Raw genomic sequence first — 12,086 nt, forward strand, 5'->3', positions numbered from 1 at the left:
GCGCAGGATCCCGGGGTATTCGGCGGTTTAAGCGGCTGCCGTCCGGCGGCCCGGACTATTGGCGGAAAGGACCTCTTTGGCACGCGACCGCTCACAGCGCGAGGACTATGCCGGCCCCCTGCGCCGTCTGTTGCTCGGGGTCGTGTTGCTGTGCCTGCTGGGCATCTTCCTGGTTTGGCGTATCGACAGCCCGCGAGTCGAACGGTTCCGCGCCCAAGTCGTCGATACGGTCATCCCCTCGATGGACTGGGCCATGGTGCCGGTCACCGGCACGATCAACCTGATCCGCGACTTCCAGAGCTATCAGCGGCTGAGCGAGCAGAACCGTGAACTGCGCAGCGAGCTGCGCCAGATGCGGGCCTGGAAAGAGGCGGCACTACAGCTCGAGCAAGAAAACGCCCGGCTGCTGGATCTCAACAATGTCCGGCTCGACCCGCGCCTGACCTATATCACCGGCGTTGTCATGGCCGATAGCGGTTCGCCCTTCCGGCAATCAGTGTTGCTGAACGTCGGTGCGCGCGACGGGATCGTCGATGGGTGGGCGGCGATGGACGGGATCGGGCTGGTGGGTCGGATCTCGGGCGTGGGCCAGTCCTCGGCCAGAGTCATCCTGCTCATCGATGCGGCCAGTTCGATCCCCGCCACGATCCAACCCTCGGGACAGACCGCCCTGATCACCGGTGACAATACTGCAGCACCCGTGATCGATTTCCTGGAAAACCGCGAATTTGTTCGGCCCGGCGACCGGGTCGTTACCTCGGGCGATGGTGGCGTGTTTCCCGCCGGGCTGCTGATCGGGCAGGTGGCCGAGGACCGCAACGGGCGCCTGCGCGTGCGACTTTCGGCCGACTATGAGCGGCTGGAATTCCTGCGCGTATTGCGCCATCACGGCACCGAGCAGATCGAAGATCATGGCGGCGTGGTCGGGCCGCCGGCACCGGTCGCGCCCAACACCTCCTCTCTGGCAAACCCTGCAGAGGCCACCGATGGATAGTCTGGCTCCCTCGCGCATCTGGCTGATGCGTTTGTGCTACGCCGGGCTGGCGACAGTGATCTTGTTCTTTCACCTGTTGCCGCTCGACACATTGCCAAAAGGCTGGGCGGAACCCGACCTGTTGCTGGCGCTGACGTTGGCATGGGCGCTACGCCGTCCCGATTTCGTGCCAGCGCTGCTGATTGCTGTGGTGATCCTGCTGGCCGATCTGCTGTTGCAGCGTCCTCCGGGCCTGTTGGCGGCACTGATATTGGCGGGAGCAGTGTTCCTGCGCAGCCGTTTCGGAGGACATGGCGAATCCGGTTTTGCCGCCGAGTGGCTGGCAGTGGCGGTGGTTATGGCGGTAATCGCCCTGCTCTACCGGATCGTCCTTGCGATCACCTCGGTCGATCAGGCGCCTCTGTTCCTAGCAACCTCGCAACTGCTGCTGACAATCCTGATCTATCCGCTGGTGGCCGGGTCCAGCCAGGCGGTGTTCGGTGTGCGCCGCCTGACGCCCGCCGATGCCGAAGCACTGGGAGCCCGTTGAGTTGAGACGATCGGCGCGCGACATGGACAAGGTACAGCGGGTCCTGACCCGCCGCGCCCTGTTGCTTGGCGGTGCGCAGGCGGCCTTTGTCGGCGGGCTGGCGATGCGCATGCGCTACATGCAGGTCGATCAGGCCGACCAGTTCCGCCTGCTGGCCGAGGAGAACCGGATCAACATCCGCCTGATCCCGCCAACACGGGGTGAACTGTTCGACCGCAACGGCGCCATCATCGCCCAGAACACCCCCTCGTACCGGATCGTCATGGTGCGCGAGGATGCGGGCGATGTGGATGAGGTGATCGAAAACCTGAAGCGGGTGATCCCGCTGGACCCCGAGGAACTGGACCGCGCCCTGGCCGAGATGCGCCGCTCGCCGCCATTCCTGCCGGTCACGCTGGCCGATCAGATCAGCTGGGAGCATATCTCGAAAGTGGCGGTGAACGCCCCGGCCCTGCCCGGCATCACGCCCGAGGTCGGCCTGACCCGTGTCTATCCGCAGGCCGGTGATTTTGCCCATGTGGTGGGCTATGTCGGCCCGGTCAGCGATTACGACCTGAGCCAGATCCAGGATCCCGAACCGGTGCTGCGCATTCCGCGTTTCCAGATCGGCAAGGTCGGGCTGGAGGCCAAACAGGAAGACCTCCTGCGTGGCAAGGCCGGCGCCAAACGGGTCGAGGTCAACGCCAACGGGCGCGTCATGCGCGAGCTGGACCGGCGCGAGGGCAAGCCTGGCGCCGACCTGCAGCTGACCGTCGACTCGGCGCTGCAATCTTATGTGCAGGCCCGGCTGGGACAGGAAAGCGCGGCGGCCGTGGTCATCGACTGCGAAACCGGCGATCTGCGCGCCATCGCCTCGGCCCCCAGTTTCGACCCCAACCTGTTCGTGCGCGGTATCTCGGTGGCCGACTACCGCGGCCTGACCGAGGACCCCTACCGCCCGCTGGCGAACAAGTCGGTTCAGGGGGCCTATCCGCCCGGCTCGACCTTCAAGATGATCACCGCCATGGCGGCGCTTGAGGCAGGGATCACCAGCCCCGAGGAGACGGTCTATTGCCCCGGCTTCCTTGAGGTCAGCAACCGCCGCTTCCATTGCTGGAAACGCGGTGGCCACGGTCATATGAACCTGGAAGAGTCGTTGGAGCAGAGCTGCGACGTCTATTATTACGACGTGGCACTCAAGGTCGGCATCGACAAGATCTCGGCCATGGCCGAGGAATTCGGCATAGGCGTAAGGCATGACATTCCTATGTCTGCAGTGGCGCGCGGGCTGGCCCCGAATCGCGATTGGAAGGCACGGGTGCATGGGCAGGACTGGCTGGTCGGCGATACCGCCAACGCCTCGATCGGTCAGGGTTTCATGCTGGCCTCACCTTTGCAACTGGCGGTGATGACCGCCCGGATCGCCACCGGGCGCAAGGTGGCGCCCCGGCTGGTGAAATCCATCGACGGAGTCGAGCAGCCTTCGGGCGCGGGAGAGCCGATGGCGGTGAACCAGGCCAATCTGCGCCGCCTGCGCAAGGGCATGTACGCGGTCAGCAACAACCGCCGTGGCACCGCCTATCGCAGCCGCATCCTGGCCGATGACAACCGGATGGCAGGCAAGACCGGCACCAGTCAGGTCCGCAACATCACCGCCGCCGAACGCGCCGCCGGGGTGATCCGCAACGAAGACCTGCCTTGGGAACGGCGCGACCATGCGCTGTTTGTCTGTTTCGCCCCCTTCGACAACCCGCGTTTCGCGGTTTCGGTGGTGGTCGAGCACGGTGGCGGTGGGTCCACCGCCGCGGCGCCTATCGCGCGCGACATCCTGCTTCAGGCACTTTATGACGGTTTTCCACCGCTCGAGGCCTATCCGGCCAAGGACCGCAGCCGGATTGAGGCACAGCAAGAGCGGTTGCGCCGCGAGTTGCGCCCGGTTACCCGGCCCGAGGACAAGGACCGCGCATGAGCTATCTTGAATATACGGTCAAAGCGACACCCAGCGGCCTGCGCAAGATTCTCTACATGAACTGGCCCCTGACGCTGCTGTTGATCTCGGTGGCCTCGGTCGGGTTCCTGATGCTTTATTCCGTTGCTGGCGGCTCGTTCAGCCCTTGGGCCGAACCGCAGATCAAGCGGTTCGTGGCCGGGCTGGTGGTGATGACCACGGTCGCAATGGTGCCGATCTGGTTCTGGCGCAACATGGCCGCCGTCGCCTATGGCGGATCGCTGGTGTTGCTGATCATGGTCGAGCTGTTCGGCGCCGTCGGCATGGGCGCCCAGCGCTGGATCGACCTGGGTTTCATGCGGCTGCAACCCTCGGAGCTGACCAAGATCACCCTGGTGATGGTACTGGCGGCCTATTATGATTGGCTGCCGGGCAAGAAGACCTCGCGCCCGCTCTGGGTGCTGGTGCCGGTGCTGATCATCCTGGTCCCCACCGCGCTGGTGCTGAAACAGCCCGATCTCGGCACCGCCATCCTGCTGCTGTCGGCGGGGGGCGCGCTGATGTTCCTGGCCGGGGTGCACTGGGCCTATTTCGCCGCCGTCATCGCGGCGGGCGTAGGACTGATCACAGCGGTGTTCAAAAGCCGTGGAACCGATTGGCAGTTGCTCAAGGATTATCAGTTCCGCCGCATCGACACCTTTCTGGACCCGTCCTCGGATCCGCTGGGCGCCGGCTATCACATCACCCAGTCCAAGATCGCGCTGGGTTCGGGCGGCTGGTCGGGGCGCGGTTTCATGCAGGGCACCCAGTCGCGGCTGAACTTCCTGCCCGAAAAGCATACCGACTTCATCTTTACCACGCTGGCCGAGGAATTCGGCTTTATCGGCGGCATCTCGCTGTTGTCGCTCTATGCGCTGATCATCGCGTTTTGCGTGGTCACTGCGCTCGCCACCCGCGACCGGTTCTCGTCACTGGTCACGATGGGGATCGCGGTGAACTTCTTTCTGTTTTTTGCTGTCAACATGTCGATGGTCATGGGCTTGGCCCCGGTTGTTGGCGTGCCGCTGCCGATGGTCAGCTATGGTGGCTCGGCCATGCTGGTACTGATGGTGGCCTTTGGCCTTGTGCACAGTGCCCATATCCACCGCCCCCGCTAACCCCCTGAAAGGATCCACCATGCCCGTCAATGTGCTCTTTTCCGCGCGCCCCGAGCTTTGGCCGATCTATCGACCGTTGATCGAAGGATACCTCTCAGACATGGGAGTCACCTTTGACCTGCGCAACGCATTCGCGCCGGAGGAGGTAGACTATGTCGTCTACGCGCCCAATGGCGGTCTGCACGATTTCACCCCGTTCACCCGGCTCAAGGCAGTGCTGAGCCTCTGGGCCGGAGTAGAGAGCATCGCCGACAATCCGACACTGACGGCACCCTTGGCCCGGATGGTCGATCACGGACTGACCCAGGGCATGACCGAATGGGTGGTGGGACACGTGCTGCGCTACCATCTCGGGATGGATGCCCATATCCACGGTCTGAAAGGCGACTGGCGTCAGGACGTGCCGCCACTGGCCAGCCAGCGGCAGGTGACCATCCTAGGCCTCGGCGCGCTGGGAGAGGCCGCCGCCCGCGCTCTGACTGCGCTGGGCTTCCAAGTCACGGGGTGGAGCAGATCGCCCAAGGACCTGCCCGGCATCACCTGCCTGCATGGGCCAGAGGGGCTGGACCAAGCGCTGTCGGGCGCCGAAATCCTGGTGCTGCTGCTGCCCAGCACCGCCGCAACCGAAAACACGCTCAATGCCCAAACGCTGTCCCGCCTGCCCCGGGGCGCCCGCATCATCAATCCCGGGCGCGGGCCGCTGATCGACGACGACGCTCTGCTTGCCGCGCTTGACAGCGGGCAGGTGGGCCATGCGACGCTCGATGTATTCCGCATCGAACCGCTGCCCCGGGATCATCCCTATTGGGCACATCCCAACGTCACCGTCACCCCGCATATCGCCTCGGAAACCCGCCCCGAAACGGCGGCGCAGGTGATCTGCGAGAACATCCGCCGAGGCGAAAGCAGCGAACTGTTCCTGCACCTGGTCGACCGCACTCTCGGCTACTGACACTGCGCCCCTTCATTTCGCCGAAAATACTCCCGCCGGAGGCGAGATTTTTCGTCGAAAAATCTCAGGCCGCGATCAATCCGCGGCCTTTGAGCAGGGCCTCGACCCCCGGCAGACGGCCCCGGAAGGCCAGATAAAGGTCCTCGGCCTCGCGCGACCCGCCGGTCGACAGGATATGCCGCTCCAGCGCCTCGGCCCGCTCAGGATCAAAGGCCCCGCCCGCCTCCTCGAACGCGGCAAAGGCGTCGGCATCCATCACTTCGGACCACATGTAGCTGTAATAGCCCGAGCTATAGCCGTCGCCGGCAAAGACATGGGCGAAATGCGGGGTAGCGTGCCGCATGCCGATGGCATGGGGCATGCCGAGTTCCGCCAGCACCTCGGCCTGTTTCGCCATCGGGTCAGGCGGCGCCGCCCCGTCGTGAAACGCCAGGTCCACCAGGGCCGAGGCGACATATTCCACCGTCTGGCACCCCTGATCGAAATTGGCCGCGCCCAGTACCTTTTCCAGCATCTCGGCGGACATCGGTTCCCCCGTCTCGGCATGGGTGGCAAACTCTGCCAGCACCTCGGGCACCTCCAGCCAGTGCTCGTAAAGCTGGCTGGGCAGTTCCACGAAATCGCGCGCGACGGATGTACCCGACACGCTTTCATAGGTCACATCGGACAGCATCTGGTGCAGGGCGTGACCGAATTCATGAAACAGCGTGCGCGCATCATCATAGCTCAGCAACGCCGGATCGCCCTTTGCGAAGTTGCAGACATTGATCACCACCGGCGCCTGGGGTCGCGGGAACTTCGCCTGCGCCCGCATCGCCGAACACCAGGCGCCCGAACGTTTCGAGCCACGCGCGAAATAGTCACCGATAAAGACGGCCACATGCCGACCATCCCGGGTCACCTCCCAGGCCCGGCAATCGGGGTGATAAAGCGCGATGTCGAGCGGGCGGAACTCCAGCCCGAACAGCCGGTTGGCGCAGGCAAAGGACGCCTCGATCATGCGGTCCAGTTGCAGATAAGGTTTCAGCGCCGCCTCATCCAGATCATGCTCGGCCTTGCGCCGCCGCGCCGCGTAATAGTGCCAGTCCCAGGGCTCCAGCGGCCCGTTGATCCCGTCTTCCTGCATCATCGCCGTCAGCACCTCGGCATCCTCCTCGGCCCGCGCGCGGGCGGGCGCCCAGACCTGCATCAGCAGGTCGCGCACCCTGTCGGGGCTGCGGGCCATCTCGGTCTCCAACTTGTAGGTGGCAAAACTGTCATAACCCAGGAGCGCGGCGCGCTCCTCGCGCAGCGCCAGGATCTCGGTCGCGATGGCGCGGTTGTCGGTCTTGCCGCCATTGGCCCCACGCGCCACCCAGGCGCGATAGGCCCGCTCGCGCAGATCGCGGCGCGGCGAGAATTGCAGGAAGGGCACGATCAGCGAGCGCGACAGGGTCATCACCGGCCCGGCGGCCTGTTTCTCTTGCCCTGCCGCGCGGGCGGCGGCGGTGACGAAACCGGGCAGCCCCTCCAGATCCTCCTCGGACAGGTCCATGAACCAGTCGCGCTCGTCCGCCAGCAGGTTCTGGGTGAATTCGGTACCCAGCACCGCCAACCGCGCCTTGATCTCCTTCATCCGCGCCTCGGCCTCGCCGCTGAGCGCCGCGCCCGAACGAACAAAGCCACGATGGGTCAGCATCAGTACCCGCTGCTGTTCGTCGGTCAGTTCCAGATCCTCGCGCGCATCCCACACGGCGGCGACGCGGGCGAACAGCGCCTTGTTGGCCGAAATCTCGGAGAAATGCGCCGCCAACTGGGGCGAGAACGCGCGCTGCAACTCTTCTCGCGCCGGATTGCTGTCCGCCCCCGCCACGGTAAAGAACACGCCCAAAACCCGGTCCAGTGCACCGCCCGCCGCCTCGAGCGCCTCGACAACATTGGCAAAGGTCGGCGCCTCGGGGCTGTCGGCGATGGCAGCGATCTCGGCCCTGTGTTCGGCAAGCGCCGCCTCCAGCGCCGGGGCGAAATCGCTGTCCGCGATCCGGTCGAACGGGGCGATGTCGAACGGGGTCTGCCAATCGGCAAGGATGGGGTTGGTCATGCGGCTCTCCTTTGTCCGACAAGCTAGGAGCGCGCGCGGGAATGGTCCAGAGGTGCCGGACCGAAACCGGGTTGCATCTGCGCGCCCTCCCCCTCAGGGTCGGGCGCAAGGAGGAGACACGATGAAAAAGACCAACCGCCCCGCAGGCCCGATGACCACCGCCATTCACGCCGGAGAGTCCCCGGACCCGGCAACGCTGGCCTCGGCGCCGCCGATCCACATGTCCTCGACCTATGTGTCCGAGGATGTGTTGGGCTTTTCCGCCCATGACCTGACTCCGGAAAGCCCCTATGCCTATTCACGCTGGGCCAATCCCACCGTCGCGATGCTCGAGGCCAAGATCGCCGCGATGCAGGGGACCGAGGCCTGCCTGTGTACCGCATCCGGCATGGCGGCGGCGGCGGCGATCTTCTTCACCTTCCTGTCGGCGGGCGATCATGTGATCGTGTCGGATGTCTCTTATGCGGGCGTGGCCGAACTGGCGCGCGACACGCTGCCCCGGATGGGAATCGCGGTCAGCACCGTGGACATGTCCGACCTGGCCGCAGTGTCGGCGGCGATCCGGCCCGAGACCAGGCTTATCCATACCGAGACCCCGGTGAACCCGATCGGGCGGCTGACCGATCTGGCTGCGATTTCCGCGCTGGCACGGCAGGCAGGCGCGCTGCTGAGCTGTGATGCTACCTTTGCCTCGCCGCTGGGAATGGACACCGTCGCGCTGGGTGTCGATCTGACCATGCATTCGGTGACCAAGTATATCTGCGGCCATGGTGACGCGGTGGCAGGTGCGGTCTGTGGCCGGGCCGATCTGGTCTCGCAAATGCGGGTCGAGGCGGCGATCCATCACGGCGGGGTGCTGTCGCCCTTCAACGCCTGGCTGATCGCACGCGGGGCCGCCACGCTGCCCCTGCGGATGAAGGCGCATGCGGCGGGCGCCCAGGCGGTGGCCGAATGGCTGGAGGCCGATCCGCGCGTCGGTCGGGTGATCTATCCGGGCCTCGCTTCGCATCCGCAGGCAGAGCTGGCCGCGCGGCAGATGTCGAACATGTCGGCGATGATCTCGTTCCAGGTGGGCGATGCCGCCAAGGGCGAACGTCTGGCCCGGCAGATGATCGAGCGGCTAGAGGTGATCCATTATGCCGTGTCGCTGGGCCATCACCGCAGCTTGATCTTCTGGATGGGGACCGAGGGGCTGATGGAGACCTCGTTCCGGCTGGAAGGCACCCAGCTGGAGGCCTATCGCGCCTATGCGGGCGATGGGATTTTCCGTCTGTCGGTCGGGCTCGAGGACCCCGAGGACCTGATCGCCGATCTGGATCGGGCGCTGGCCTAGACCCACGTCCCCGGTCAAAGGCGAAAACCGGCCAAATTGATCTGGGTTAAGGCAGACCCCCAACGGGTCTGCCAGACTCGGTTTGGCAACCGTGACCGGGAGAAAAAACATGGCCAAGACAGAGACGACCAAGATCACACCCGCCTCGTTCACCGAGGTGTTGAAATCCATGCAGGGGCCGGTGTCGATGACATCGCTGGTTCAGCCGCAGCTGGAACAGTTCTGGGACGCGCAGGAAAAGCTGCTGGCCGAATCCGAGCGCTTCACCCGGCACTGGTTCGAGCGCCGACACGAAGCGATCCGCACCGCGCTGGACGCCGCCCGCAGCGCCACCGCCGCTGATCCGTCCAATCCGGCCGAGGCGATGGAAACGGTAATGGACTGGCAGCGCCATTCGGTCGAACGCATGGTCGAGGATGCGCGCGAATGGTTCGACACGGTCTCGCGCTGCGCCGATTACGTGACCAAGACCGAGGCCGAAGCGGTCGAGGAAACGCTGGACGAGGCCCGCGACATCGCCCGCAAGGCGACCAAATCGGCGAAATCCGAACCGGTCTGATCCAGTCAGGGGCGGCTCCCGCCCCCGCGCAGGCATCAAGGATGCCCGCTGGTGGCGTTGGGCCCGGCGCCGGGCGCCCGATGGGTCCCCGGCGCGGTTGCGCGTTCAACCGATATCCTTGCCCACCCGCGCTGCATGGCGGTACAGCAGCATCCGGCCGCGAAATCCCAGCAGCCGGAGCAGGTATTCGTGCAGGATATCCTTGCCGCGATCGTGGTGGTCGCGAAGCGACTCGTAGGGTCGGCGGGACAGGCCGAAATGCACGATCTCGTTGCGTAGGGTGACAAGGCGGCGCAGACCGGGGCGCATCCCCATCTCGGCAAACATTTCGCGCAGCAGCGCCTCGAACCCCAGGACACGCGAGGGCTGAGCCGGGTCACGATAGCGCCCACGCCGGAACGGATAGCCGCACGCCTTGGCATGGGTCGATTTGAGGTTTTCCATGACGATGAAAAGCTGGGCCAGTTTCACCTCAAGCGGCTGCACCGGCAATTCGGCGATCAGTAGCATGTCGATCACTTCGGCCAGCTTGCGCCGCCGCCTGAGCAACCGATAGCGCGGCCAGACCGTTTCCAGATAGGTCCGCATCGCGGCGCCGTCACGAATGGGCAGGAGAGGGCGAAAATAGAGTGCCTGCCCCATTGGATGCAGAGGCTGGCGTCCGCGGCCGCCGAACCGATAGCTGAGCGGCACCACCTGCGACTGTGAGGCCAATGACAACAGGCGGCAGAGATCGTCGGTCACCCGCTCTCCCTCGCCAAAGCTGCGCACACCGGTAATGGCAAGTTGGGTGGACGGGATCAGGCCGCCGCCACGCGGGCGCTGCGCGACGATCTGGCGGTCCTGCGTCAACGCCACCCGGTAGCGGCCCAGTGTCAAACTGTGGCGGTTCCACGACCAGCCGCCATCGGGATCGTCGCTGCGCAGGTCCCCGACGCCGAGGTAATTGGCCAGTTCGGCGTAAAACAGGTTCGTGCTCATCTCGTGCTGGCTACCCCGGGTCCGGGTCACCCCTTGCCGCAGATCGGGCAATCGGCCCGGCGGCTGAGCCGGATCTTGCGGCTTTCGCCATAAAGCGCGTCATAGATCAGCATTTCACCCTTGAGCGGTGCCCCGGCGCCGGTGATCAGCTTGATCGCCTCGACCGCCATCATCGCACCCACCACACCGGGCAGGGGGCCGATCACCCCGGCCTCGGCGCATGACGGTGCCAAGCCGGGCGCGGGCGCTTCGGGAAAGATGCACTGGTAACAGGGTGTACCATCGGCAGGATGAAAGACACTCAGCTGCCCCTCCCATTGCGACAACGCCCCCGAGATCAGAGGCTTGCCCTGCGCTACCGCCACTTGGTTGGCCAGGTAGCGGGTGGTGAAATTATCGGTGCCGTCCAGGATCAGATCGTAATCGGCAAACAGGTCGGCCGCGATCTCTTTGGTCAGGCGCCGGTGATAGGGGCGCACGGTCACGGCGGGGTTCTGCGCCAGCATCGCGGCCTCGGCAGAAAACACCTTGGGCTTGCCAATATCGGCATCGCGATGGATCACCTGCCGTTGCAGATTGGCGTTCTCGACCACGTCATCGTCGATAACACCGATGGTGCCGACCCCCGCCGCCGCAAGATATTGCAACGCGGGCGCGCCCAGCCCCCCTGCGCCGATCACCAGCACCCGCGCCTGTTTCAGCCGCTTCTGCCCCGGTCCGCCCAACTCGCGCAGGACGATATGGCGGGCGTAACGGTCCAGCTCGGTCTCGGTGAAACTGCCGGGTTTTGCCGTAGCCTCGGTAGGCTGCCCCTGCGCGCGCGCCTTGAGCCAGGCAACCCCGCTGCCATAGCCAAAGGCCAGAATGCCAAAGCCGCCGATGAGCAACCAGAGCGCAGGCGACCCGCCGGTCGCCACGCGCAGGGGATGGGACGCAGGCAAGGCGACTTGCAGCAACAGAACAACGGCAAAGAGAGCGGTCAGCATCACCAGCCGGGCCCGCCGTGACACGCCCATCATATGCCCCATGGCCCAGAGACCCGCCGCAAGTGCCAGCACCAGCAGCATCAGCCGCGCCCCGTCGAGCCGAAACCGCCCGCCCCGCGCGCAGTCTCGTCCAAGCTGTCGACAAGGTCGAACCGGGCCTGCACCACCGGCGCCACCACCAGCTGGGCAATCCGCTCGCCATGGACCACCTCGAAGGGTTCGGCGCCCGCATTCAGCAGGATTACCCCAAGCGGCCCGCGATAGTCGCTGTCGATGGTGCCGGGGGTATTGGGAAGGGTGATCCCGTGTTTCAGCGCCAGACCCGAGCGGGGGCGGATCTGAATCTCGAAGCCCGCGGGGATCTCGACGCGCAGCCCGGTCGGGATCAATGCCCGTCCGCCCGGGGCCAGTGTCAGCGACCCGCGATCAGGCAGATTGGCCCGGATATCGGCCCCCGCTGCGCCCGCCGTCTCATAGGATGGCAGCGGCACGCCCGGATCCGCCTCTGCATCCCGGATCACCCGAATGGCAATCATTTCCAACCTCTCCTGTTTCTCTGCGTTGCCCGTGCGGCACGCGAGATTTTTC

At 65.3% G+C, this 12,086-nt stretch carries 11 protein-coding genes; 7 read left to right on the forward strand and 4 right to left on the reverse strand.

Translation table 11 applies throughout. From position 1 onward, the window contains the following. Nucleotides 1-76: 76 nt before the first annotated feature. The 5 genes from mreC to MB818_RS04520 are packed head-to-tail and all read left to right on the forward strand — an operon-like array spanning nt 77 to nt 5,559. Complete coding sequence (gene mreC / locus MB818_RS04500) at nt 77-994, forward strand: rod shape-determining protein MreC (RefSeq protein WP_234137313.1); 918 nt, start codon at nt 77-79, stop codon at nt 992-994. Further along, nucleotides 987-1,523 (forward strand): rod shape-determining protein MreD, encoded by a 537-nt coding sequence (locus MB818_RS04505; RefSeq protein WP_234137312.1) that lies wholly within the window; start codon nt 987-989, stop codon nt 1,521-1,523. The genes mreC and MB818_RS04505 overlap by 8 nt, the downstream gene beginning before the upstream one ends. 22 nt (nt 1,524-1,545) lie before the next feature. Continuing rightward, nucleotides 1,546-3,471: a penicillin-binding protein 2 gene (gene mrdA, locus MB818_RS04510; protein WP_439653274.1), complete on the forward strand. Its 1,926-nt coding sequence runs from the start codon at nt 1,546-1,548 to the stop codon at nt 3,469-3,471. Continuing rightward, nucleotides 3,468-4,607 carry a rod shape-determining protein RodA gene (rodA, locus tag MB818_RS04515; protein WP_234137310.1) on the forward strand — a complete coding sequence of 380 codons (1,140 nt, stop codon included), beginning with the start codon at nt 3,468-3,470 and terminating at the stop codon, nt 4,605-4,607. The genes mrdA and rodA overlap by 4 nt, the downstream gene beginning before the upstream one ends. A 19-nt stretch (nt 4,608-4,626) precedes the next feature. Next, on the forward strand, nt 4,627-5,559 hold the full coding sequence (locus tag MB818_RS04520) for a 2-hydroxyacid dehydrogenase (RefSeq protein WP_238904130.1): 933 nt from the start codon (nt 4,627-4,629) through the stop codon (nt 5,557-5,559). Between the two features lie 64 nt (nt 5,560-5,623). Here MB818_RS04520 and MB818_RS04525 read toward each other — a convergent pair whose 3' ends face one another. Then, nucleotides 5,624-7,639, reverse strand: a complete 2,016-nt coding sequence (locus tag MB818_RS04525) for a M3 family metallopeptidase (RefSeq protein ID WP_238904132.1) — start codon at nt 7,637-7,639, stop codon at nt 5,624-5,626. 121 nt (nt 7,640-7,760) lie between these two features. Between MB818_RS04525 and MB818_RS04530 the strand changes: the two genes are divergently transcribed. Further along, on the forward strand, nt 7,761-8,972 hold the full coding sequence (locus MB818_RS04530) for a trans-sulfuration enzyme family protein (protein WP_238904134.1): 1,212 nt from the start codon (nt 7,761-7,763) through the stop codon (nt 8,970-8,972). A gap of 109 nt (nt 8,973-9,081) precedes the next feature. Further along, a complete protein-coding gene (locus MB818_RS04535) occupies nt 9,082-9,531 on the forward strand; it encodes a phasin family protein (RefSeq protein ID WP_234172355.1) in 450 nt (149 codons plus the stop codon). 105 nt (nt 9,532-9,636) lie between these two features. Here MB818_RS04535 and MB818_RS04540 read toward each other — a convergent pair whose 3' ends face one another. From MB818_RS04540 to dut, 3 genes are read right to left on the reverse strand one after another with little or no spacing between them, the layout of a single operon-like run. Beyond that, entirely contained in the window at nt 9,637-10,512 is an 876-nt protein-coding gene (locus tag MB818_RS04540) for a hypothetical protein (protein ID WP_238904135.1), read from the reverse strand. Nucleotides 10,513-10,538: 26 nt separating this feature from the next. After that, nucleotides 10,539-11,579 (reverse strand): HesA/MoeB/ThiF family protein, encoded by a 1,041-nt coding sequence (locus MB818_RS04545; RefSeq protein ID WP_234176353.1) that lies wholly within the window; start codon nt 11,577-11,579, stop codon nt 10,539-10,541. Further along, on the reverse strand, nt 11,579-12,034 hold the full coding sequence (dut, locus tag MB818_RS04550) for a dUTP diphosphatase (RefSeq protein WP_234137303.1): 456 nt from the start codon (nt 12,032-12,034) through the stop codon (nt 11,579-11,581). The genes MB818_RS04545 and dut overlap by 1 nt, the downstream gene beginning before the upstream one ends. Nucleotides 12,035-12,086 lie beyond the last annotated feature (52 nt).

The sequence above is a fragment of the Ruegeria alba genome (assembly GCF_022321465.1).
GTDB classification, from domain to species: domain Bacteria; phylum Pseudomonadota; class Alphaproteobacteria; order Rhodobacterales; family Rhodobacteraceae; genus Ruegeria_B; species Ruegeria_B alba.

What these genes read in the sequence shown, in the direction of transcription:
- MB818_RS04545 (WP_234176353.1), bottom strand. Translation starts at nt 11,579, where the DNA reads ATGCTGCTGGTGCTGGCACTTGCGGCGGGTCTCTGGGCCATGGGGCAT.
- MB818_RS04530 (WP_238904134.1), top strand. Translation starts at nt 7,761, where the DNA reads ATGAAAAAGACCAACCGCCCCGCAGGCCCGATGACCACCGCCATTCAC.
- mrdA (WP_439653274.1), top strand. Translation starts at nt 1,546, where the DNA reads ATGGACAAGGTACAGCGGGTCCTGACCCGCCGCGCCCTGTTGCTTGGC.
- MB818_RS04525 (WP_238904132.1), bottom strand. Translation starts at nt 7,639, where the DNA reads ATGACCAACCCCATCCTTGCCGATTGGCAGACCCCGTTCGACATCGCC.
- rodA (WP_234137310.1), top strand. Translation starts at nt 3,468, where the DNA reads ATGAGCTATCTTGAATATACGGTCAAAGCGACACCCAGCGGCCTGCGC.
- MB818_RS04505 (WP_234137312.1), top strand. Translation starts at nt 987, where the DNA reads ATGGATAGTCTGGCTCCCTCGCGCATCTGGCTGATGCGTTTGTGCTAC.
- dut (WP_234137303.1), bottom strand. Translation starts at nt 12,034, where the DNA reads ATGATTGCCATTCGGGTGATCCGGGATGCAGAGGCGGATCCGGGCGTG.
- MB818_RS04520 (WP_238904130.1), top strand. Translation starts at nt 4,627, where the DNA reads ATGCCCGTCAATGTGCTCTTTTCCGCGCGCCCCGAGCTTTGGCCGATC.
- MB818_RS04540 (WP_238904135.1), bottom strand. Translation starts at nt 10,512, where the DNA reads ATGAGCACGAACCTGTTTTACGCCGAACTGGCCAATTACCTCGGCGTC.
- MB818_RS04535 (WP_234172355.1), top strand. Translation starts at nt 9,082, where the DNA reads ATGGCCAAGACAGAGACGACCAAGATCACACCCGCCTCGTTCACCGAG.